This window comes from Neisseria montereyensis (assembly GCF_024834045.1).
GTDB lineage: Bacteria > Pseudomonadota > Gammaproteobacteria > Burkholderiales > Neisseriaceae > Neisseria > Neisseria montereyensis.
In genome coordinates, this window is record NZ_JANUXW010000002.1 from 377715 (window position 1) to 402402 (window position 24688).

The 24688-nt window shown below is 44.5% G+C and carries 20 protein-coding genes; 14 read left to right on the forward strand and 6 right to left on the reverse strand.

Going from position 1 to position 24688, the window contains the following annotated elements; genetic code table 11:
- Positions 1–128: 128 nt before the first annotated feature.
- Positions 129–770, forward strand: a complete 642-nt coding sequence (gene leuD, locus NXS09_RS04100) for a 3-isopropylmalate dehydratase small subunit (RefSeq protein ID WP_259291272.1) — start codon at positions 129–131, stop codon at positions 768–770.
- A gap of 71 nt (positions 771–841) precedes the next feature.
- Here leuD and NXS09_RS04105 read toward each other — a convergent pair whose 3' ends face one another.
- Entirely contained in the window at positions 842–1822 is a 981-nt protein-coding gene (locus NXS09_RS04105; protein ID WP_259291273.1) for a tRNA dihydrouridine synthase, read from the reverse strand.
- A gap of 321 nt (positions 1823–2143) precedes the next feature.
- On the opposite strand from NXS09_RS04105, the gene NXS09_RS04110 reads away from it, so the two are divergent.
- The 13 genes from NXS09_RS04110 (at position 2144) to NXS09_RS04170 (ending at position 19748) form a co-directional block, all read left to right on the forward strand.
- A complete protein-coding gene (locus NXS09_RS04110) occupies positions 2144–3508 on the forward strand; it encodes a cytochrome ubiquinol oxidase subunit I (protein WP_259291274.1) in 1365 nt (454 codons plus the stop codon).
- A 1-nt stretch (position 3509) separates the two neighbouring features.
- On the forward strand, positions 3510–4505 hold the full coding sequence (locus tag NXS09_RS04115; protein WP_259291275.1) for a cytochrome d ubiquinol oxidase subunit II: 996 nt from the start codon (positions 3510–3512) through the stop codon (positions 4503–4505).
- Between the two features lie 312 nt (positions 4506–4817).
- Positions 4818–6914 (forward strand): calcium-binding protein, encoded by a 2097-nt coding sequence (locus tag NXS09_RS04120; RefSeq protein ID WP_259291276.1) that lies wholly within the window; start codon positions 4818–4820, stop codon positions 6912–6914.
- A gap of 412 nt (positions 6915–7326) precedes the next feature.
- Positions 7327–7941, forward strand: a complete 615-nt coding sequence (locus NXS09_RS04125) for a cupin domain-containing protein (RefSeq protein ID WP_259291277.1) — start codon at positions 7327–7329, stop codon at positions 7939–7941.
- A gap of 21 nt (positions 7942–7962) precedes the next feature.
- Positions 7963–8967 (forward strand): hypothetical protein, encoded by a 1005-nt coding sequence (locus NXS09_RS04130; RefSeq protein ID WP_259291278.1) that lies wholly within the window; start codon positions 7963–7965, stop codon positions 8965–8967.
- A gap of 181 nt (positions 8968–9148) precedes the next feature.
- Positions 9149–10615: an aldehyde dehydrogenase family protein gene (locus NXS09_RS04135; RefSeq protein WP_259291279.1), complete on the forward strand. Its 1467-nt coding sequence runs from the start codon at positions 9149–9151 to the stop codon at positions 10613–10615.
- A 119-nt stretch (positions 10616–10734) separates the two neighbouring features.
- Entirely contained in the window at positions 10735–11808 is a 1074-nt protein-coding gene (locus NXS09_RS04140) for a maleylacetate reductase (RefSeq protein WP_259291280.1), read from the forward strand.
- Between the two features lie 106 nt (positions 11809–11914).
- Entirely contained in the window at positions 11915–12772 is an 858-nt protein-coding gene (locus NXS09_RS04145; protein WP_259291281.1) for a dioxygenase family protein, read from the forward strand.
- Positions 12769–13104 carry a Rieske (2Fe-2S) protein gene (locus NXS09_RS04150; protein WP_259291282.1) on the forward strand — a complete coding sequence of 112 codons (336 nt, stop codon included), beginning with the start codon at positions 12769–12771 and terminating at the stop codon, positions 13102–13104. The genes NXS09_RS04145 and NXS09_RS04150 overlap by 4 nt, the downstream gene beginning before the upstream one ends.
- A gap of 65 nt (positions 13105–13169) precedes the next feature.
- Positions 13170–14909 (forward strand): arylsulfatase, encoded by a 1740-nt coding sequence (locus NXS09_RS04155; protein ID WP_259291283.1) that lies wholly within the window; start codon positions 13170–13172, stop codon positions 14907–14909.
- Between the two features lie 102 nt (positions 14910–15011).
- The gene (locus tag NXS09_RS04160) at positions 15012–16733 is read left to right on the forward strand and encodes an arylsulfatase (protein WP_259291284.1); all 1722 of its coding nucleotides are present in this window, start codon (positions 15012–15014) and stop codon (positions 16731–16733) included.
- Positions 16734–16849: 116 nt separating this feature from the next.
- Positions 16850–18589, forward strand: coding sequence for an arylsulfatase (locus tag NXS09_RS04165; RefSeq protein WP_259291285.1), 1740 nt, complete (start codon positions 16850–16852; stop codon positions 18587–18589).
- A gap of 109 nt (positions 18590–18698) precedes the next feature.
- Complete coding sequence (locus NXS09_RS04170) at positions 18699–19748, forward strand: formylglycine-generating enzyme family protein (RefSeq protein ID WP_259291286.1); 1050 nt, start codon at positions 18699–18701, stop codon at positions 19746–19748.
- A gap of 121 nt (positions 19749–19869) precedes the next feature.
- Here the strand turns inward: NXS09_RS04170 and NXS09_RS04175 are convergent, their stop codons facing one another.
- From NXS09_RS04175 to NXS09_RS04195, 5 genes are all read right to left on the reverse strand, one after another.
- On the reverse strand, positions 19870–20502 hold the full coding sequence (locus NXS09_RS04175; protein WP_259291287.1) for a glutathione S-transferase family protein: 633 nt from the start codon (positions 20500–20502) through the stop codon (positions 19870–19872).
- Positions 20503–20824: 322 nt separating this feature from the next.
- Entirely contained in the window at positions 20825–22438 is a 1614-nt protein-coding gene (locus NXS09_RS04180; protein WP_259291288.1) for a serine/threonine-protein kinase, read from the reverse strand.
- 197 nt (positions 22439–22635) lie between these two features.
- Entirely contained in the window at positions 22636–23610 is a 975-nt protein-coding gene (gene lipA / locus NXS09_RS04185; protein WP_259291289.1) for a lipoyl synthase, read from the reverse strand.
- Positions 23607–24227 (reverse strand): lipoyl(octanoyl) transferase LipB, encoded by a 621-nt coding sequence (lipB, locus tag NXS09_RS04190; protein WP_259291290.1) that lies wholly within the window; start codon positions 24225–24227, stop codon positions 23607–23609. The genes lipA and lipB overlap by 4 nt, the downstream gene beginning before the upstream one ends.
- 2 nt (positions 24228–24229) lie before the next feature.
- Positions 24230–24499, reverse strand: a complete 270-nt coding sequence (locus NXS09_RS04195) for an HP0495 family protein (RefSeq protein ID WP_289623064.1) — start codon at positions 24497–24499, stop codon at positions 24230–24232.
- Positions 24500–24688 lie beyond the last annotated feature (189 nt).

The following is a 24688-nucleotide window of genomic DNA, read 5'->3' on the forward strand; positions in this document are numbered from 1 at the left end:
CAATAAGCTGCCGGATTTTTCAGACGGCCTGATGTGGCGCAAGAATATCTTTACATATTCTGAAACGTTCGCCATCAAAGGATAAACCAAGTATTTATCCGAAAATTTAAAAATCGAAAGTACAGAACATGAAAGCATTTACAACCATTACCGCTCTGGTAGCACCGCTCGATCGCGCCAATGTCGATACTGATGCTATTATTCCCAAACAGTTTCTAAAATCCATTAAACGCAGCGGCTTCGGCCCGAATTGTTTTGACGAATGGCGTTATTTGGATCATGGCGAACCGGGCATGGATAACAGCAAACGCCCGTTGAATCCTGAGTTTCCCTTAAACTTCCCGCGTTATCAGGGCGCACAAGTATTGTTGACCCGTAAAAATTTTGGTTGCGGCTCTTCACGCGAGCATGCGCCTTGGGCCTTGGATGACTACGGTTTCCGTGCCGTGATTGCGCCGAGTTTTGCCGATATTTTCTTCAATAACTGCTATAAAAACGGTTTGCTACCGATTGTGTTGTCGGAAGAGGAGGTTGATTTGTTGTTCCAAGAAGTAGAGGCAACCGAAGGCTATTGCTTGTCTATTGACTTGGAAAAGCAAACCGTTACCACGCCGAGCGGCCGTTCTTTCCATTTTGATATTACCGAACACCGCAAACACTGTCTGCTCAACGGTTTGGATGAAATCGGTTTAACCTTGCAGCATGAAGATGAAATTAAAGCGTTTGAAAACAAACGCAAACAAAGCCAACCGTGGTTATTCCATTCATAAAAGTGAAATAGGAAAACCACATTAAATATACTAAGAGGCCGTCTGAATTGTTTTCAGACGGCCTCTCGATTTTATACCAAGCAAGCCAGTTCTTGTTGCCGGCGTTCAAAAGCCTGTAATACCGGTCGCACATCATCTGCTTCTTTTAGCGTGCGGATGGATTCAAATAATTCCCCTGCTTGCGGATATACTTTTTTCATCATACCCAACCATTGTTTCAAACGGGCAACAGGGTATTTATTATTGGCTTCTTTGGCAAGGCAGAGATCAAAAAACAAATTAATCCAGCCGGCAATTTCGGCAAAATTTGCTTCGATAACCGCTTGGTTTTGTTCAAACTGTTTAATTTGTCTGGCTAAATCTGGCCGCATCACGGCACCACGCCCCAGCATCACACTATCGCAACCGCTAACCTTTTTAATATCGATATAATCCTGCAAGGTAAAAACATCACCGTTGGCAATAACCGGAATCACAACCGCCTTGCGGATACGGCCTAGCCATTCCCAATGCGCCGGCGGTTCATAACCTTCTACTTTGGTACGCGCATGCACGGTGAGCGCACATGCACCGCCATCGGCAATGGCTGCGGCACATTCTAAAGCAAGGGTTTTGTCTTCATAGCCTAAGCGCATTTTGCCGGTAAGCGGAATTTCAGGCGGCAGACTTTGGCGGAGGGTGCGGACAATATGGTAAATCAGTTCCGGCTCTTTCAAGAGCACTGCGCCGCCCTTGTGTTTGTTGACAGTAGGGGCGGGGCAGCCGAAATTGAGGTCGATTTTATCGGCACCGAAGCGGATAGCTTCAAGTGCATTTACAGCCATATTGTCGGCATCGCTGCCTAAAAGCTGGACGGTACAGTGAGTGCCGGCAAAGGTTCGGTTGCCGTTGGCGATTTCGGGCACATACTTCAGCCATGTTTGGCGGGAATGTACGGTATGGGTGATGCGTACAAATTCGCTGACACATTCGTCGAATCCGCCGATTCTAGTGAGCAAATCACGCATCACATCGTCTACTAAACCCTGCATCGGCGCTAAAAGAAGTTGCATATGATAAAGAGGCCGTCTGAAAAAAAGATAATTTTACCTTTGTTGCGGCTTGATGCCGATTTATTTTTATAGGGTTTATATTCCACACATAAAACAGATAGTGGGCTGGGTGTGTGCGGCTGATTAATTGAAAAGGCCGTCTGAAAATGCTTATAGCTATGTTGAGAATTTGAAAAAATAGCAGTTTTATTAAATTTATTGTGGTATGTGTAAAGGCTTTTAGAGGTTTCGCAAGTTGTGTTGACAGCTTATTTTTTCAGGCGTTTAATAAATAATTCGGATTAAATTTTTCATCATTGTTCTCAAGAGGAAAGTCGACGAATGGATGCTTTAATGCTGAGCCGTATTCAATTTGCGGTCAATATCAGCTTTCATATCCTGTTCCCCGTTATCAGTATTGCTTTATCATGGTTTGTGGTGTATTTCCGCTATAAGGCCGGAAAAACCGATCATGAGGGGTGGTTGGCGGCCTACCGTTTCTGGACCAAGATTTTTGCAGTAACTTTTGCTGTGGGTGTGGTTTCAGGTGTAACCATGAGTTTCCAATTCGGCACCAACTGGCCGGGCTTTATGGAACGGGCCGGTAATGTGGCCGGGCCGCTTTTGGGCTATGAAGTGCTCACGGCATTCTTTTTGGAAGCAGGGTTTTTGGGCATTATGCTGTTCGGACGGGAACGTGTCAGCCAGCGTATGCACATGGCGGCTTCCGTGATTGTGGCGATTGGTACGTCGATTTCGGCCTTTTGGATTTTGGCCTTGGATTCGTGGATGCAGACGCCGCAAGGCCATTGGGTGGATGCGGATGGAGTTCTTCATGTAGCCAATTGGTTGCAAGTCATCTTTAACCCTTCTTTCCCGTATCGTTTTTTCCATATGTTATTGGCATCGGCTTTAACAGTTTCGTTTTTGCTTGCCGGCCTTTCTGCTTGGCAGATTCTGAAAAATACCGCCCATTCGGCCACACCGAATGTGATGAAAAGCGGATTAACGGTTGCGGCGATTGCGATTGTTTTACAAATTTTTGTCGGCGATGCGCACGGTTTGAATACGAAAGAACACCAGCCGGCTAAGTTAGCGGCCATCGAAGCGGTTTGGCATACTGAAAAAAATGTACCGCTGACTTTATTCGGTTGGCCGAATGAGAAAACCCAAACTACGGATTACGGCGTGGAAGTGCCTTATTTGGGTTCGTTGATTTTGACCCATAGCCTAGACGGTGAAATTCAAGGGTTGAGTGAGTTTGAGGATAAGCCGCCTGTGGCACCGGTATTTTTTGCGTTCCGTATTATGGTCGGCATGGGGGCATTGATGTTGTTGGTGAGTTGGTTCGGTTGGTATCGGTTGCGTAAAAGCCGCTGGCAGCCGCAACGCCTGCCCCGTTGGTTGCTTTATACGTTTGCGGGCATGACTTTTTCCGGTTGGGTGGCTACGTTAGCCGGATGGTATGTGACCGAAATCGGCCGCCAACCGTTTTTGGTGTACGGTATTTTGCCAACTGCGGAGGCAGTTACTAAAGTGGTGCCTTCGGGTGATGTCGGGTTAACGTTGGTGATGTATCTGATTCTCTATGCGGTAATGTTGCTTTCTTATTTAATGGTATTGAAATATATGGCTGAACATCCCGAACATGAAACCCATACAGGCCGTCTGAATCCGGCGGCTGGCTTGAATGCGGAGGAACAATAACATGGATTGGAATTACTGGTTGCCTTTGGTATTTCTCGGCCTGCTCGGTTTTGTGATGACGGTTTATGTTGTGTTGGATGGGTTTGATTTGGGCGTGGGTATGTTGATGCCGCGTGCTGCTGCAGATGAGCAGAATGTGATGGTCGGTTCTATCGGGCCGTTTTGGGATGCCAATGAAACTTGGTTGGTGTTGGGGGCAGGTGTATTGTTTATTGCCTTTCCCAAAGCCAATACGATTGTTTTGGGTAATCTTTATCTGCCTGCTACTTTTATGTTGTTTGCACTGATTGTACGCGGTGCTGCATTTGACTTCCGTGTTAAGGCCGATGATAACCATAAGCCATTGTGGAATATCGGTTTTATGCTTGGTTCGGCAGCAATGGCGCTGACTCAGGGCTGGATGTTGGGGCGTTATGTTACCGCATTCGGTACCCGTATGACCGATTATTTATTTGCGCTCGGTATTATGGCAACCGTTCCGGCTGTTTATGTGTTGCTGGCGGCCTGTTGGTTGATTGCCAAAACTGAAGGCTCTTTGCAACACAAAGCAAGACATTGGGCCAATCAGGCGTGGTGGCCGGTTGTCGGTTGTTTGTTGCTGATTTCTTTGGCAACGCCTTATATCAGTCATAGTATTTTCCAACGTTGGTTCACTTGGCCTAATCTGCTTTGGTTGGCGCCGATTCCTCTGTTAAGTGTTTTTTGCCTGTTGCGTGCTAAATTATTGTTGGGTAAAGAAGAGATTTTAAGCGGCCGTTTTTGGCAGCCGTTTGTGTTGGTGATTACTGCTTTGATTTTGTGCGCGATTGGTCTCGGTATCAGTGTTTTCCCTTATGCGGTAATTGGTGAGTTAACAGCTTGGGAAGCGGCAGCCAGTACGCCGACTTTGGTGGTGACGCTTATCGGTGTGTGTATTACCGTGCCGTTTATTATCGGATACAGTATTTTTGCCTATTGGGCATTTAGAGGTAAAGCAAGTAATCTGACTTATGGTTGATATTTGATTAGTGATATGCCGTCTGAAGGCGAGATGGTTTATTTTGGGTTAAAAGCCGGGTTCTGGTAATACAGAAACCGGTTTTTGTATTATGGTGACACTCGGCAGCTATATTTGGTTTGGAGTGGAAAATATTTAATTTTAAATGAATAGAGTGCTTTAAAAATATTTTTACATTGTTAATTTTTTTAATATAATATTTTGTATATTAACGTAATTAATTTTTTATCATAAAAGTATTTCATATAACAATAGGGATAAATGTCTTATTTTTTATTATTATTCATATATGATTTTTTATGAGGAACAATGATGGATACAAAGCAAACAAGAGAGTTAGTACTTCAATCTATTAATTCTAATGTGTCTGTATCGAATATTAGTGCTGGTGTAAGCCCTAGAGTATTTTATGGAGAAAGGAGTAATAATACTATTCATTCATCAGATCATATCGTTGAGCAATTGAATAATGGAATAGATACTGCTTTTGAGGCTAAAAATGATCCCTTATCACAAAACGTAGAAAATCTCATGCCTACAAGTATTGGAGGAGATAGTCGAGGTAATGATTCGGATAATATCCTAATCGGAGATGAAGGTCGTAACCGGTTGTGGGGTAATGGTGGGGACGATACGCTTTATGGTAATGGTAATAATGACTTTTTAGATGGCGGTATTGGTAAAGATACCATGTTCGGTGGTAGAGGCAATGATATTTTTATTGTCGACAATGTAGATGATAAGGTAATCGAGCTCGAAAATCAGGGCATGGATACGGTTTTTAGCAGTATTGATTATACTTTGCCGCAATATGTTGAAAATCTAACTTTGACCGGAACCGAAGCCTTAAATGGCGAGGGTAATGATGATAATAATAGATTGATTGGCAATGGCAATAATAACCAGCTCATGGGATGGAAAGGCAACGATATTATTTATGGGCTGAGTGGTCACGATACAATCTATGGTGGAGATGGAGCAGATCGGCTTTTTGGCGGATCGGGTAATGATGTATTGATTGGCGGTAAAGATATGGAGCCGCTTGGAAATCTTGCCGGAGAAAAAAGATGGCTCGATTTTGGCGATGGTAATGATTATTTAGATGGTGGTGCGGGTGATGACCTATTAATTGGCGGCAGGGGCGATGATACGTTCTATTTTGCCAGAGGATACGGACATGACACGATTATGGATTACCGTATGCCGGAAATAGAAACTCTAGCTGACCCTGAAGGTGTTAATACACTCCGGTTCGGCCCGGGTATAAACCCGGAGGATTTAGATATTCATGTGGATATACTACCCAACGGCAGTTTGGATGATACTTGGAAAATCAATATTAAAGGTACGGATGATATGGTGTTTATCCGTAATCAGAGTAGTGATTATGCACCGGCGATTCTTCGGTTTGAATTTGATTCGGGATTAGTCATGAATCCTAGTGAGTTTACGGTTCAAGGTAGTTTCAAAGAGCTGACTATTGATAATGACCAAGGCCATCGTATAAATTATCAAGATTTTAATGTTATTGGTAGTATGATGTTTGTGAATATTGAAGAGATTACAGGTGGGCGGATAGCTCAGTTGAGTACGATGGGAGATGGCCAGATATCTGAATGGATAGATGTAGCAAATCAGAAAAATAATACTCTTTATGTGTTTTCTAATGATATCGACAATTTGGTTTTTGTACCTGACCAAGGTGCAACAGAAGCAGATATCAAGTTTACCATTACCACCTCATGGCCAGATTTTACGAGAGATGATGATGCATTACATACCATCCATTTTAATTTAAAAGATTTACCTGATAATGGTAATGAAAAATTGCTGTTTGGTGGTGTCGGTGATAGCCATATAGTTGGTACAGATGGTAATGATAAGATTTATGGCGGTGATGGTAATGACATACTGGATGGTAAAGCCGGGCAAGATATGTTATATGGTGGAAGAGGAGATGATACTTATCTCTTTGGTGTAGATTATGGCCATAATACCATTATCGATCATGAAGGTAGTAATAGTGTTCGTTTCTCTAAAGGAATCACATGGTCGGATGTAACTCTAGAAACCCAAGAAGGTGGTGGTGGCCCATATGCTAGAGAACCGGTTTGGATTGTTGGAATTAAAGGTGATGAGAGCGTTTTAACTATTGAAAATCAACATTCGGGTAAAGATGCTGCTGTTACTTCTTTTATCTTCGATAATGAAATTCTGACGCACAATATGCTGGAAGAAAGACTCAATAGCGGTATTACTGAGAATACGCTTAACTATGCGGATAATGCCGAGCCGGTACAAACGGCTGCTGTTTCGGCACCGGTAGAAGGCAGTTACAGCTATACTGATGCTTCATCAAGCATGGCAATGATCAGAGCGGATGATTATTCGGCTGCTCCGCTGATTTAAAACAGTAGGTTGCTAATAACCATTAGCTATTTCATATATCAAGGCCGTCTGAAATATTCAATTTTTCCTATTATAGGAAGTACTGAATATTTCAGACGGCCTTTTTTCTAAAGTTATTTTCTTCGATATTTATCTATTTAATCTATTTATTTCAATTTTCCGGTTTGTTTTTCTGGTACGGTTTAAAACTTTTCAGACGGCTTATCATCAAATATGAATAAAATTAGTGTAAATAATCTAATTATGGTGGGTTTGTACGCTATTCAGGAGTCGGATGGCGCATCTATTGAAAATATAAAATAATTATCTGTTTTTAATGTATTTTCCTATTCATTAGGTAGTTGGTTTTGTAATGAATAAAAGTATTATTATTCTGTTTATTTATTTAATTGTTCGGAATTTAAAAACATTGATGTCGGTAAATATAGAATTGTGCAGTGCCTGGTTTAACGGTATTTTGATTGATAAGGGCTGTATTGTTCCCAATACAGATGTGGTAACACTACCTAACTGGAGAAAAACAATGGAGAAAAATAAAGTCAAAGCAACCAAATTCGGAAGCTTAAATGATTATGAGAAAGGCTCTATCCAAATCATCAGTGGGAAAGCCAGCAATTATGCTTTTTCCAATATCTTTGAAGTAGCTGCACAATCGGCACCTTATGAGAAAAGTGTTGTCGGCATGAATTTGAAATTTGTGATTGAGTCGTTAAAGGCTGAAGGCGTATCACCATGGTTTACCGCCTCACATGATGAGTTTGTAGTGGTGATGGATGGTGAGGTAAGGGTAGATTATTTGAAACCCGATCAACCTTTGATTAGTGAAGATAAAGAAGGTACACATTTGGCTGGTGATAATCCGCAAGGTAAAAAAATGGGCTATGCCGTTTTAAAACAAGGACATCAAGCCATTCTTCCGGCCGGTAGTATTTATCGCTTTGATGCAGTGACGCCCGGTGTAATGCTGATTCAGACCATTAAAGGGCCGCTTTCCGTTGAGAAATGGCAAAGTATCTGTATTCAGTAACCAGTAGTGAGGAGAAAGAAAATGGACAAAAAATTTGAAGAATATCTGGCTGCCGGCGTACAAGCCGGAGAACCTGATACATTAACCGGTTACCGCACTTTCCGTTTAGGGCAATTTCAGTTTGAACGTGATGAATATTTTGCCAAAATTACTTGGCATGCCAAAGGTGAAGAGCGTTCGCATCTGATGTCGGCAGACGCTTTCCTGCGTGCATTGATGCGCGATGTGGCATGGGGCTTTTTCTATGGCTGGGTGAATTTTGACGATGTTATCGGTACACGCAACCATTATGGCAATGTCGATCTGTATGCAGGCACGTTTAACGGTGTGCTTAAAGAAGCCGGTGTGGACTATACTGAAAACTTTGAAACCCCGTTGATTATGGCCACTTTTAAAGCCATTCTGCATGATTGGGTGAATGAAGGTTTCGACCCGTTTGCCGCGCCGGAAGAAACCGGCAGTGCATTTGGTAACAAAGACGGTAATAACGAGGAAGCGATTGATCGTTACCGTATTGCCACTAAGCGTATGCCGAGTATGCCGGATGATTCGCCACTGCGTAATGATTTGCCGGTTAACCGTCATTTTGAAGATGTGCCACAAGACGAACCGGAAATACATTGCGAGCCCGGATTTGAAGGGCAGTTGGGCGGGTTCAATCTATTCAAATATCTATCACGCTCTGATGTGACTTGGAATCCTTCGGTAACGTCGGTATGTAAGGAAAGTTTATTCTGCCCGACCACGGAAGAATACATTTTGCCGATTTTCCACGGTAACGACCGGGTAGAGTGGTTTTTACAGCTTTCCGACGAAATCACTTGGGATGTGGCCGATAAATCCGACGGTCGGCCGATTGCACGGGTGATTATGAAAGCGGGCGATATTGCCGCTATGCCTGCCGATATCCGCCATCAGGGCTATTCGACCAAACGTTCTATGTTGTTGGTTTGGGAAAATGCCACGCCAAATCTGCCGGAAAGATATGAATCGGGTGAATTATCACCTTATCCGGTGGCGTTCTAAATTAAGTTTTCAGACGGCCTGATTCATATTTGGATGAGTAGAAACATCCATTTCATGCCGCCTTATGCTTCAACGCCGGCGTTGGACAGCATCGGGCGGCATTTTTAAAACAGGGCCGTTTCCACCGAAACTTTTGAAGTTAAATTTAAAAATAAGATAAAACCAAGAAAGGTTGAATTGAATGAATACCGAATTGTTTATTAATGGTCAGTTTGTTCCTGCTAAAAAAGGCGGAACGATTGACGTACTCAACCCTGCCAATGGCGAATTGATTACCAAAATTGCCGCTGCGGAAGCGGAAGATGTGGATATTGCCGTTGAAGCGGCTACCAAAGCTTTTCCCGCATGGTCGGAAACGCCTGCTGCCGAACGGGGTAGGCTGTTGCTGAAACTGGCAGACCTGATTGAAGAACATGCCGAAGAGTTGGCGCAGTTGGAATCTTTGGATACGGGGCATCCCATCCGCGATTCGCGCCGTTTGGATGTACCGCGTACAGCAGCCTGTTTCCGTTATTTTGGTGGGATGGCCGATAAAATCCAAGGTTCGGTAATTCCGGTTGAGAAAGGTTTTTTGAACTATGTGGTGCGCGAACCTGTCGGCGTGGTCGGTCAAATCGTACCGTGGAATTTCCCGTTGATGTTTACTTCATGGAAGTTAGGCCCCGCTTTGGCAGCCGGTAATACCGTGGTGATGAAGCCTTCCGAGCTAACCCCGCTTTCTACTTTGAAAATTGCCGAATTGATTAAAAAAGCAGGTTTCCCCGATGGTGTCGTGAATGTTGTTGCCGGTTACGGTAATACCGCCGGTCAGCGCATTTCCGAACATGAAGGAATCGCCAAAGTTGCTTTTACCGGTTCCACTTTAACCGGTCAGAATATTGTCCGTGCGTCGGCCGGTAATTTGAAACGGGTGCAGTTGGAGTTGGGTGGTAAAGGTGCCAATATTGTTTTTGAAGATGCGGATATTGATGCGGCGGTGAATGGAGCGGCATGGGCGATTTTCCACAATCAGGGGCAAGCCTGTATTGCCGGTTCGCGCCTGATGCTACATGAAAGCATTGCCGATGAGTTCTTGAAAAAATTTATTGCTTTGGCCGAATCGATTCGCTTAGGCGATCCGCTAGACCCCAATACAGAGATGGGGCCGCTGACTTCGGAGGCACACCGCAATAAAGTATTGTCTTATGCCGAAATAGCCGAACAACAAGGCGGCAAAATCCTAACCGGCGGTAAAGCACCGCAAGATGCCGCTTTGCAAAAAGGTTACTATGTGCTGCCGACGATTGTGGAAGCCAAACCGAACGACCGTGTGGCACAAGAAGAAGTGTTCGGTCCGTTTGTAACCGTTTTGCGTTTTAAAAACGACGAAGAAGCCCTGCAAATTGCCAATAGTACCGAATATGGTTTGGGTAGCGGTTTATGGACGAAAAACTTGCAACGCGCTCATCTTTTTGCCCGCAAAATCCGTGCCGGTATGTGTTGGATTAACAGCTATAAACGCGTGAATCCGGGTAGTCCTTTCGGTGGTGTGGGCAAATCCGGTTATGGCCGCGAAATGGGTTTTGAAGCCATTCATGATTACACTGAAGCCAAATCGGTTTGGGTGAATGTGGATGCGCAGATTCCGCCTCATTTCGACCGTAAATAAGTCGTTACGGCATGGGTATCGGGCTGTCCGATCAGTCGGGCTCATGCCGTTTTTCCATATTTCAATCAGCATATAAAAACCGCTTCTAAAAGTGGATAGATGAAACAAAGGAGTGATTGATGAAGCCTTTCCATTATCAAGCTTTACCATTGGATGTGTATTTCGGTAAGGGGCGGGTCGGCGACCTATCTGAAATTCTAAATGAGCATGGGTATCACCGTGTGTTGGTGATGACGACACCCGAGCAGGAAGAGTCGGGTCAAAAACTGGCGGCTGCGCTGGGTAGTATTGTCGTCGGTGTTTATCCCCATGCGGTCATGCATGTGCCTATCGATGTTGCCGAAAAAGCGACTGCTTATGTGCGTGAGCATCAGGTTGATTGTTGCTTGGCTTTAGGCGGTGGTTCGACCATCGGGTTGGCCAAAGCAGTCGCCCTCACTTCAGGCACGCCGATAGCTGCCGTTCCTACTACTTATGCGGGCAGTGAAATGACGTCGGTTTATGGTCTGACCGACACCGATAAAGGGCGCAAAACCACCGGCAAAGATCCGCGTGTACAGCCAAAGGTAGTCGTGTACGACCCTGAATTAACATTCACCTTGCCGCCGCAAATTTCCGCCGCTTCGGGTATGAACGCAATGGCGCATGCGGTTGAAGCGCTTTATGCGGAAAATAAAAACCCGATTATCAGCATGATGGCAACCGAATCGATTCGTGCTTTGAAAAACGCATTACCCGAAATTGTCCGCAACCCCAAAGATGAAGCGGCACGCGAACAGGCTTTTTATGGTTCGTGGCTGGCCGGCATCTGTTTGGGTTCGGTCGGTATGGCGGTGCATCACAAAATCTGCCATACCCTCGGCGGTACGTTCAACCTACCGCATGCGCAAGCTCATGCGATTACCCTGCCTTATTCGGTACAGTACAACCGCAATGCCGATGAGGAGGCGATGAAACGTTTGGCTGATGCTTTAGATGTTGATAATCCGCAAGAATGTGGATTGGCTTTATATCGGTTAAATCAATCGTTAGGTATTCCGATGTCGCTGAAAGAAATCGGATTGCCGGAGCATGGTGCGGCAGAAGTAGCCAAAATCGTTTGCGACAGCCCGTATTACAATCCGCGCCCTTATGTGTACGAAGAACTCTTCGGATTATTACAAAAAGCCTATCTAGGCCAACCGCCGGCCTGATTCGGTTTTCATTTCGGCTGCTGTAATACTTCAATAGCTGTGGGCAGCTTGCGGCTACATTATATTAATAACAAATATAACAAGATACAAATAAGGAGAAATACACATGAACCTAACCGAACAAGTTGTTCGTAGTTTTCAAAACATTGAAAACGAGCGCCATCGTTTTTTAATCACTACATTTATCCGTAAGTTGCATGAATATGTAAATGAGGTTAAGCCGAGCGAGGAGGAGTGGATTCAGGCAATACGTTTCCTAACCGATACCGGAAAGTTGTGTGACGAACAACGTCAGGAATATATTCTGCTCTCCGACGTGTTGGGTGTATCGATGTTGGTCGATCAAATTTTGCACGAAAAAAATGAAATACAAACTCCTTCCACCGTATTCGGCCCGTTTTTTATTGAGAATATGCCGGTAAGGCCATACGGCGGCAGTATTGTGCGCGATGGCGGCGATAAGATAAAACCTTTGCTGGTGCGCGGCCGTATTATGGATACGGATGGTCGAGCCATTGCCGGAGCGCGTATCGATGTTTGGCAAACCGCCGAAAACGGTATGTATTCCGGCCAAGATACCAAACAAAGCCACGATAACCTACGCGGTACGTTTCTCAGCAGGGAGGATGGCAGCTATGCCTTCCAAACCCATCTGCCCGTGAGCTATCCGATTCCTGACGACGGTACGGTCGGTCAGTTGTTGGGTTATGCCAAACGCAGCGTATGGCGGCCGGCACATATCCATTTCAAAATCGAAGCGGAAGGTTTTCAAACACTGGTGACCCATTTGTTTTTAGAGGGTGACGAATATCTGGCCAATGATGCCGTTTTCGGTGTGAAAGAACGCCTGATTGTACGTTTCAGCGAGCAAAAAGCCGATAAAAACAGCCGTGAAGAGTATGGTTTAACGCAAGATTACCACCTGATTGAATATGATTTTGTATTAACGGGGGTGTCGCCGTGACAGAAAAAATTTTTTTATGCAGTCAGGAAGAATTGGATGAAGCCGGTGTGATTAAAGTGCCGCATCCCACCCAATCAGGCATAACCATCATGCTGATTAAGAAAGACGACCATTGCTTTGCCTACCGTAATATCTGTCCACATTACTCTATCCAGCTTGATAATGCCAAAGGCCGATTTTTTACCTATCAAAACCGATACATTATGTGCGCACATCATTCCGCCATGTTTGAGATTGAAACAGGTTTATGTGTGGACGGGCCATGCAAAAACCATTCTTTGGTTCCGGAAAATGTTGTTCAAGAAAATCATAAATGGTATTTGTGCATCTAGGCTGAAACAGGCTACAATGTAAAACACTGTTTTTAACAGTGAAATTTTACAAAGGAGTAATTTGGATGAAAATAAAGAAAATCATGTGGGCTTTATTCGTACCTGCTATGCTTTCGGCATGCTCGACGACCGACGCCCAAAAGCGGGCAGAATCACCGAATATATTGGTGATTGTGGCCGATGATTTGGGTTTTTCCGATACCCAGCCGTTTGGCGGTGAAATTCCAACGCCGAATATTAATAGTTTGGCCGAAGATGGTGCGGTATTGAGTAATTTCTATACCGGCCCGACCTGTTCGGTTACCCGATCCATGTTGTTGACGGGTAACGACAACCATCAGGCCGGCTTGGGCACCATGTCGGTTTATACGCAACCGGAGCAAAAAGGCAAAGTCGGTTATGAAGGTTATTTGAACAGCCATGTGATGACTATTCCCGAAGTCTTGAAAGAGAAAGGCTATGCTTCGTTTGTTACCGGCAAATGGCATTTGGGTGCAAACGAAAGCAGTAATCCGAAAGCACGCGGCTTCGACCGTTCGTTTACCCTAATGCCCGGAGGTGCAGCGCATTTGGATGACAGCCGTCTATTACCCGGCAAATATAGAAGCTTTTATTTTGAAGACGGTAAAGAAACCAAACTGCCGGCGGATTTCAAATTCTCCAGCGATTTTTATACCGATAAATTCCTCTCTTATCTGAAAAACGACCGCAAAAAAGGCCAGCCTTTCTTCGGTTATCTCGCCTTTACCGCCCCGCACTGGCCATTGCAGGCACCGGACGAATATTTGGAAAAATACCGCGGCCATTATCAAGATGGTTACGAACCTGTTCGCAGACAACGTTTGGCGCGCATGATTGAAAAAGGCATTATGCCGGCGGGTACGGAACCCAATAATCCGTTGGTAGGCGTATTCGACGGCTGGGATAAACTGACGCCGCAGCAAAAACAAGAACAAACCAAAGCCATGCAGATTTATGCGGCGATGATTGATAATCTCGACCACAATATCGGCAGGGTGATTCAATATTTGAAAGATACCGGCGAGTTAGATAATACCCTGATTCTATTTATGTCCGACAACGGAGCCGAAGCTTCGACCCCCGAATCTTTAGGTACCACCGAAGACAAAAACGGTATCCGCGAATGGGTAGATGCCGAGCATGACAACAGTTTGGAAAATATGGGTAGAAAAGGTTCGTATGTGACTTTAGGCCCGCAATGGGCACAGGTTGCTTCCACACCGCTGCCTTATTTCAAAAGCTTGCTGGCCGAAGGCGGTATCCATGTACCGGCGATTGTCCGTTATCCTTCTAAAATCAAAGCAGGTCAGATTGAACGCGATACGATACATGTAATTGACTTTATGCCTACCGTGCTGGAGCTGACAGGTACCCAACGCCCCGCCTCTTATAAAGGCACACAGTTGTTGCCATTGGAAGGCCGTTCGATGATGCCTTTGTTTGCCGGGCAAAAACTACCAGATCGCTCATTAGGTTGGGAATTCAATACCCGCCGCGCACTTTACCAAGGCGATTGGGCGGCATTGCATCAAACCCCGCCGTACGGAACAGGTTCTTGGGAGTTGTATAACCACCGTACCGACCCCGCACACCGCAACAACCTTGCCGCCCGCTATCCGCAGCAAACACAGGCATTAGCGGCAGAATGGGATCGTTATGCCCGCCGTGTCGGTGTTGTCGAAGCACCGGTGCGTTACCGTTACGGCCAAATGAGCTGCTTCTATTCACAATGTATTCAATCTGAAGCATTGAAAAAGCTTACTGAGCAAGCTGCCAATAAGTAAAAAAGCATCTGAGGCCGTCTGAAAGGTTTCAGACGGCCTATCAAATTAATGGAGTTAATTTAATAAAAGGGAGTCGTAATGCAATAACAAAGGAGAAATAAAATGAAGCTGAGAAAAATGATCATGGTATTGTTTATACCGGTTATGCTTTCCGCGTGTTCGGCTACCGATGCCCAACGTCAGGCAGCGGCTCCGAATATTTTGGTGATTGTGGCCGATGATTTAGGTTTTTCCGATATCCAACCGTTTGGCGGTGAAATTCCAACGCCCAATCTTAACCAACTGGCAGAAGAAGGAGCCGTATTGAGCAACTTCTATGCAGGCCCGACTTGTTCGGTTACCCGATCCATGTTATTGACCGGTAACGACAATCATCAGGCCGGTTTGGGTACCATGTCGGTTTATACGCAACCGGAGCAAAAAGGCAAAGTCGGTTATGAAGGCTATTTAAACAGCCATGTGATGACCATTCCCGAAGTCTTGAAAGAGAAAGGCTATGCTTCGTTTGTTACCGGCAAATGGCATTTGGGTGCAAACGAAAGCAGTAATCCGAAAGCACGCGGCTTCGACCGTTCGTTTACCCTGATTCCGGGCGGTGCGGCACATATGGATGACAGCGCCTTATTTCCTGATGATACAATCGTCTATTTTGAAGACGGCAAAGAAACCAAACTGCCGGCTGATTTCAAATTCTCCAGTGATTTTTATACCGATAAATTCCTTTCTTATCTGAAAAACGACCGCAAAAAAGGCCAGCCTTTCTTCGGTTATCTCGCGTTTACCGCGCCGCACTGGCCATTACAGGCACCGGACGAATATTTGGAAAAATACCGCGGCCATTATCAAGATGGTTACGAACCTGTTCGCAAGCAACGTTTGGCACGCATGATTGAAAAAGGCATTATGCCTGCCGAAACGGAAATCAATAACCCATTAGTCGGCGTATTCGACGGCTGGGACAAACTGACTCCGCAGCAAAAACAAGAACAAACTAAAACCATGCAGATTTATGCCGCGATGATTGACAATCTCGACCATAATATCGGCAGGGTGATTCAATATTTGAAAGACACCGGCGAGTTAGATAATACCCTGATTCTATTTATGTCCGACAACGGAGCCGAAGCTTCCACCCCCGAATCTTTGGGTTCAATGGAAAACAAAGACGAAGTCCGCAAATGGGTAGATGCCACTTTCGACAATAGTTTGGAAAATATGGGTAGAAAAGGCTCGTATGTGACTTTAGGCCCGCAATGGGCGCAGGTTGCTTCCACACCGCTGCCTTATTTCAAAAGCCTGTTAGCCGAAGGTGGTATCCATGTACCGGCAATTATCCGCTATCCTTCTAAAATCAAAGCAGGCCAGATCGACCGTGATACCATACATGTGATGGACCTTATGCCGACCGTGTTGGAGCTGACGGGTGCCCAACGTCCCGTCTCTTATAAAGGTACGCCGCTGCTGCCGTTGGAAGGCCGCTCTATGATGCCTTTGTTTGCCGGACAAAATTTACCCGATCGTTCATTAGGTTGGGAATTCAATACCCGCCGCGCACTTTATCAAGGCGATTGGGCTTTATTGTATCAAACGCCGCCTTACGGTACGGGATCATGGGAGTTGTATAACCACCGTACCGACCCGTCTCACCGCAACAACCTTGCCGCCCACTATCCGCAGCAGACGCAGGCATTGGCATCGGAATGGGATCGTTATGCAAACCGTGTCGGTGTTGTCGAAGCACCGGTACGTTACCGCTACGGCCAGATGACTTGCTTCTATTCTCAATGTATTGAGTCTGAAGCATTAAAAAAGCTGACTGAATAAACTGCCAATGGGTAAAGAAATCGAAGGCCGTCTGAAAGGTTTTCAGACGGCTTTAATTATTATATTAAGGAGGTTAATAAAGGGGAGCAATAACGCAATAACAAAGGAGAAATAAAATGAAGTTGAAAAAAATCATGATGGTATTGTTTATACCGGCTATGCTTTCCGCGTGTTCGGCTACCGATGCGCAACGACAGGCGGCAGCCCCGAATATTTTGGTGATTGTGGCCGATGATTTGGGTTTTTCCGATACCCAACCGTTTGGCGGTGAAATTTCAACACCGAATATTAACCAATTGGCAGAAGAAGGGGCTGTATTGAGCAATTTCTATGCCGGCCCGACCTGTTCGGTTACCCGATCCATGCTGCTGACAGGAAACGACAACCATCAGGCAGGCTTGGGAACCATGGCCGAATATCTTCAGCCCGAACAAAAAGGTAAAGTCGGTTATGAAGGCCGTCTGAACAGCCAAGTTATGACTGTTGCCGAAATCTTAAAAAATAAAGGTTATTTTTCGTTTGTTACCGGAAAATGGCATTTGGGCATGACGGATGACAGCACCCCGAAAGCGCGTGGCTTCGACCGTTCGTTTACTTTAATGCCCGGTGGCGCGGCGCACATGGATGCCAGTCAGATGTTTCCCGGTAATTACAAAGCACGCTATTTTGAAGACGGTAAAGAAACCACGCTACCGGCAGACTTCACTTTTTCCAGCGATTTCTATACCGATAAATTCCTTTCTTATCTGAAAAACGACCGCAAAAAAGGCCAGCCTTTCTTCGGTTATCTCGCCTTTACCGCACCGCACTGGCCGTTACAGGCGCCCGACGAATACTTGGAAAAATACCGCGGCCATTATCAAGATGGTTACGAACCTGTTCGCAGACAACGTTTGGCGCGCATGATTGAACAAGGCATTATGCCTGCCGGAACAGAAGTGAATAACCCGCTGGCCGGTGTATTCGACGGCTGGGACAAACTGACGCCGCAGCAAAAACAAGAGCAAACCAAAGCCATGCAAATTTATGCGGCGATGATTGATAATCTTGACTACAATGTCGGTAGGGTGATTCAATACTTGAAAGATACCGGTGAGTTGGATAATACCCTGATTCTGTTTATGTCGGATAACGGCGCCGAATCGGCAACACCCGAATCCTTAGGTACCACCGAAGACAAAAACGGTATTCGCGACTGGGTAGATGCCACATTCGACAATAGCTTGGAAAATATGGGCAGAAAAGGTTCGTATGTTACCTTAGGCCCGCAATGGGCGCAGGTAGCCTCCACACCATTGCCATATTTCAAAAGTATTTTGTCGGAGGGCGGCATCCACGTTCCTGCCGTTATCCGTTATCCGGCTAAAGTGAAAGCAGGGCAGATTCAACGCGATACGATACATGTGATGGATTTTGTACCGACTGTTTTAGAGTTAACCGGAGCACAGCGCCCCGCTAGCTATAAAGGCAACCGGTTGCAACCGCTTGAAGGCCGTTCATTCCTGCCTGTATTTGCAGGGGGTAAACTGCCCGAACGTACTTTAGGCTGGGAATTCAACAGCCGCCGTGCACTTTATCAAGGTGATTGGGTAGGCGTACGCCAAACCCCGCCCTATGGAACAGGTTCGTGGGAGCTGTATAATCACCGTACCGACCCGTCACACCGCAATAACCTTGCCGACCGCTATCCGCAGCAGGCGCAGGCATTGGCGGCAGAGTGGGATCGTTATGCCCGTCACGTCGGTGTGGTCGAAGCGCCGGTACGCTATAAATACGGCCAAATGAACTGTTTTTACAGCCAATGTATCCAACCTGATTTTCTGAAAAAACTCAGTGAACAAGCTTCAGGCAGTTAAGTCAATAGATAAAATAGGAAAAGGCCGCCTGAATGATTTCAGACGGCCTATAATTTTAACACTTCGGTGATAACATATCGTTTCACCATATCTACAAAGGAAACCGCAAATGAAAGCGAATAAGCGATTTCATTACATTCTTTATTTAACAGGAGCAAGCTTTGCTTTAACCGCCTGCTCCCCCGATCAACAACTTTCCGATGCCCGCGCCACAGCGCCGGCGGCCGCATCGGCAGCCACCATTGCGCCCACTGCCGCACCCGCCATGCTGGGAAGTGAAAATGCCTGCCATAATTATTCGGGCTTGCCTGCCAATTGGCAGAAAGACCCTTACGCCGGCATGATAAAAATTAAAGGCGGCAGCTTTGATATCGGCCGCGAAGATGCCTATCCCGAAGAGTTCGCCCTAAAAAGCCGCCACCGTACCGTAGGTGATTTTTGGATAGATGAAACCGAAGTGACCAATGCCCAGTTCCAAAGCTTTGTCGATGCTACCGGTTATGTTACCGAAGCCGAGCAACAAGGCGAAGGGGCTGTTTTTATTTCACCCGACGGGCCGGTACGCGAGCTGGCATGGTGGCATTTGGTGAAAGGCGCCGATTGGAAACACCCTTGGGGGCCGGATGATAAACGCACCATCCAACCCAACGAACCCGTGCGCATGGTGACCCTTAAAGATGCCGAAACATACGCCGCATGGGCAGGCCGCGAACTGCCTACCGAAGAACAATGGGAATATGCCGCCAAAGGCTTCACCAAAGAGCGCGACGTGATTGCCGACCGCGAACACATCAATGCCAATACATGGCACGGTGAATTTCCTTATGAAAATACCAATCAAGACGGCTATGTCGATGTTGCTCCTGTCGGCTGTTATCCCGCCAACGGCTTCGGTCTGTTCGATACCATCGGTAATGTTTGGGAATACACTCAAACCCCGTTTACCGGTAGCCACGATGACCACATGGGTATGGCGCAGGTTGCACGCACCAACCATAACGAACACTCATTCAACCACTACACCATTAAAGGCGGATCATTCCTTTGCGCCGAAAATTATTGCATGCGCTATCGTGCATCCGCCCGCCAGCCTCAGGAAAAAGACTTAGGCATCAGCCATGTCGGTTTCCGTACGGTGAAAAACATCATGCCGCAATAAAGCAGTTTTAATGCAGTAGATATCGTAGTGATTTAAAAATAGGCCGTCTGAAAACTTTTCAGACGGCCTCATTATCGTGTATGACTAAATATAATTATTTTTTCAAACTATATTTATTGCATTATAAAGATACGATTTTTTCCAAACCTTCTTGGCGCAAAGCTTCTTGAACACCCTCATTGGCTTCAATGCGGCTGATAAACGGATTAAAGCTTTTATAGGCAGACAAATCCAATGATAAGTTTTTAGACCAGCGCAGAATAATATACAGATACAAATCGGCAGTACTGATTTGGCCGGTGAGAAAATCCTGTTTGCTTAATTGATCATCGGCATGTTTTAACATTTTCACAATATTATTGCGGGCATTTTCTGTTAATTCCGCTATCGCTTTCTCATCGGAAACCAATTTATCCGGTGCAAATACCAAGCCGAATGCTTTATGTACATCGGAATTTAAAAAGGCCAACCAGTGCATAATTTCACCGATGTGCTTGGGCGAATTGTCACCACCGAAAATATTGGCTTTCGGATAAAGCGCATTAATATACATTTGCACGGCGATATTTTGAGAAACCACCGTATCACCATCCACAATAGCAGGCACCGAACCTTGGGGGTTGATACTTAAATAAGCTTCGGATTTCAATTCATCGCGAGGCACAATATTCAGTTCATAATCGGCTTTCGCCCATTCCAGCGCAGTATGGGGAACAAAAGAGCAGGCACCGGGAAGAATATAGAGTTTAATCATAATATTACCTTTGTTTTGTGGTTAATCGGTATGCCGTTGGTCGGCGGAATTGAATTATTAAGATGTTTATGGGGGTGTTTAGGGGGAAATACAAGGGTAGAGTTTTGTTAAAAATAATACTTATTTTTGATTGCTAGTGATGAAATATAAGGCTGTTGTCTATGGTTAAATAGTTTTCAGACGGCTTTGAGAATAATAAGTGGCTGTACTTGCATGGGTTGCGACACGTAAGGGGCTATTAATTTAAAGGAATAGAACAGGTAGTAATAAGAAGAAAAAGCCGTCTGAAAAGCTTTCAGACGGCCTTAAATATAAGATTTTTCTAATCTAGATATGTAAAGTCTGGACTATGTTCAGAATCAGTTTGCTCTAAATAATTGTTCAAGTCTTCGTATAACAAACCTTGATGAGTAATAATGGAATTTAGCAATTTTTTAGCAGGTTCTCTATCACTCCTTCTACTTGACGCGTGTCCATTTAACACTATTAAAATTGCGGATTGCTTTAAATTTCTTACTCTAGTAGGAAAGTTTTCAAAATTTACTTTGATAGAATCTCCGTTAATATCAAAATAATATCCAGATTCAATTTCATTTTCACTATTAATATAATAATTATTTTCAATGCTAAATCTTGCAGTATCTTTTATTTTTTGATTATCAGATAAGTTTTTATTAGGTAATAACTCACCTTTCATATTATGAAGCTCAAATGGCTTATTTGCATTAAGTAATAAAACAGCAAAATTTTTATATAATTTTGAAAAATTTCTATAAATAATTAATTTTGAAATATCTAATTCGTAATAGTTTAATAGCCATTCTTTTTTATTATTAGGATTGATATTTTCTAAATTCTCTAAATATAAATCACCTCCACCCTCCAAAACTATCCAATATTTATTCTCAGCTAGATTCTGTTGTAGTTTTGTCATAAAGTTAAAAATAATTTTTTCATCTGTTGTAGATGAACACGCATCATCATTAACATTGAGAAGGCTTGCAAATGAACTTCTAAAAATCTCATCAAAATCATACATGTATTGAGAATAGTCTGGTGTATGTTTTTTATTTTTATTATTGAAATCCTTCTTAAATTGTTCTATTTCCTCAATTGTTTGGAATCGTTCTTCAGGCGATTGTTTTAATGCTTTTATGAGGAATTGAATGAGGAAAGTAATCTGATTATCTTGATCAGCTTCTTGAGAGGTATTTTTTTCTTTAATGACTCTTCTTATATCTTCATGTCCTTGCAATGTGCTTCCCGTTAATATCCAATAAATTACTTGGCCAACTGAAAAGATATCAGATGAATAAGAGACTTCTCTTGCATCTCCAGTTTGCTGTTCGGGTGCTGAAAAAAATCGGTTCGCTAATCTAGCAGCTTTAGTGGTTTCATTAGATTGCTTGGGGAAAGTTTCACTATCAAAATGAGCAATCCCAAAGTCACTTAACACAAATAAATGATTATTTTCATCATATAAAATATTTTCGGGTTTAATATCTCTATGTATTACACCGTTGTTATGAAGATGTTTCAATGCTTCAATTAATGAATTAAAAACATGAGTAGCAAGCTTGGTGTTATTGATTCGTCCACTATCATTATTTTTTATTTCCTTTAAACTTTTATCATATAATTTCATTATAATAATAGAATATATTTCTTCTTCAATTTCAACTTCATCATAATGATACATGCGGGCAAGATTAGGATGAGGAATCTGAATAGTGCAAAAATATTCATCTTTAAACCTATTAAGTTTTTCTTTTTGATTTTCGATAGTTTTCTTTAATAGTTTGATAGCATATTTTGTTTCGTTATATTGAAATAAATATACATAACTATTGCCACCTTCTCCTAATTGTCGAATATAATCAAATTTGCATAAATTTGTTTCTAATCCATTGTCTTTTAAATATTGAACTAAACTCATAGTATTTTCTTTTCTTGGCTTATTATTTATATGTAATATAGATTTTGGATGTTCTCAAGTAATACATTATGTTTATCATTTAGTTTGTTTATTATTTATCAATCCATAATCATAGCAAATATATTTATAAAGTAAATAGGCCGTCTGAAAACTTTTTCAGACGGCCTATGCATTTTAAATAATTGATAATAGATAATTTATCCGTTTAAAACATTTTCCTGCAAGGCATGAGTGGCCTGTTCGTCGGCATGGTAGCTGCTGCGTACCATCGCGCCGATGGCGGCATTGGTAAAGCCCATGGCATATGCTTCTTGTTCGAATGCTTTGAACTGGGTCGGTGTCACATAACGCAATACGGGCAGGTGGCCGTCTGAAGGTTGCAGATATTGGCCGACGGTAATCATTTCGATATTATGCGCGCGCATATCCCGCATGATTTCGCGTATTTCTTCGTCGGTTTCACCTAAGCCGACCATAATGCCGGATTTGGTGGGGATATCGGGCTGCATTTCTTTATAGCGGCGCAGGAGTTCGAGCGAGTGTTTGTAGTCGGAACCGGGGCGGGCCTGTTTGTATAGGCGCGGGTGGGTTTCGAGATTGTGGTTCATTACATCGGGCGGTGTTTTGGCCAAAATATCTAAGGCGATATCCAATCGGCCGCGAAAATCGGGTACGAGGATTTCGATTTTGGTTTGCGGGCTGCGTTCGCGGATGGCGGTAATGCAGTCGGCAAAGTGTTGGGCGCCGCCGTCGCGCAAGTCGTCGCGGTCAACGGAGGTAATCACGACATAACGCAAATTCATGGCGGCGACGGAGTCGGCCAGATGTTTAGGTTCGTCGGGGTCGAGCGGGTTGGGGCGGCCGTGGCCTACGTCGCAAAACGGGCAGCGGCGGGTACAGATGTCGCCCATAATCATAAAGGTGGCCGTACCTTTGCTGAAGCATTCGCCGATATTGGGGCAGGAGGCTTCTTCGCATACGGTATGCATTTTTTGATCGCGCAGAATATTTTTGATTTCAAAAAATTTCTTGCCGCTGGGCAGTTTGGCGCGAATCCATTCGGGCTTTTTCAGCTTTTCTTCGAGTGGGACGACTTTAATGGGAATACGGGCGGTTTTGGCTGCGCCTTTGTGTTTTACGCCTTGTGCATTGTCTAATTTTATTTCACTCATGATGCGCTGTCTTTCTGAGCAAGTTGTTTGGTAAGGTGTGCGGTTAGTTTTTCGGCTACTTCGGCTAGGGTGGGGCAGGGGTCGAGAAAGTCGGCCATCTGAACCATTTCCATGCCGGCATAGCCGCAGGGGTTAATATGGGTAAATGGGCTTAAATCCATATTGATATTGAGTGCAAGGCCATGATAGACCGAGCCGTTTTTAATGCGTAAACCGAGTGAGGCGATTTTACGGCCTTCAACATAAACGCCGGGGCGGGCGGGATCGGCCGCCGCTTCGATGCCGTATTCGGCCAAAGTGGCGATAATGCTGTCTTCTAGTGCGCTCACAATCCGGCGCACGCTGGTTTTGCGTCTTTTAAAGTCGATAAGGGTATAAACCACCAGCTGGCCAGGGCCGTGGTAGGTAATCTGCCCGCCGCGGTCGATTTGCACAACGGGAATATCGTCTTTAATCAGCAAGTGTTCGGGTTTGCCTGCCAGCCCCTGAGTGAATACGGGGTGATGCTCGACAACCCATAGTTCGTCTTCGGTATTATCGGTTCGGGCGGCATTGAATGCTTTCATGGCTTCAAAAACCGGTTCGTATTCGGTTAGCCCCAGTTGTACGGTTTTCATGATTAAAACACAACTTTAACTAATTCATGGTTGGTTAGGGCACGGTAAATATTATCAAGTTGTTCTTGATCATTCACATGAACTTTTACCGTAGCACCGATATAGTTGCCCTTGCTGCTGGGGCGGATGGTAATGTGATGCGCCCGGGTATCGGGTGCGTGTGTTTGAACGGCCTTTAAAATGGCGCTTTCAAATTCGGGATGTTGTGCGCCCATCACTTTCAAGGGGAAGTGGCAGGGGAACTCAATCAGTGTTTTTTTTTCTTCAGACATAAGAATTTCTTTCTCGAACGAGACCGTCTGAAAGGTGTTCAGACGGCCTTCGGCCTGTTAATATAGACGCTATTTTAACGCAAACGCAATCTTGTTGCACCTGAGCCGAAAGTTGTGCTCTGTAAAGCAGTTATCAAGGCTTGAAATAAAATATTTTAGCCCAACTTAGCCCGCAAGATGACTAAAACA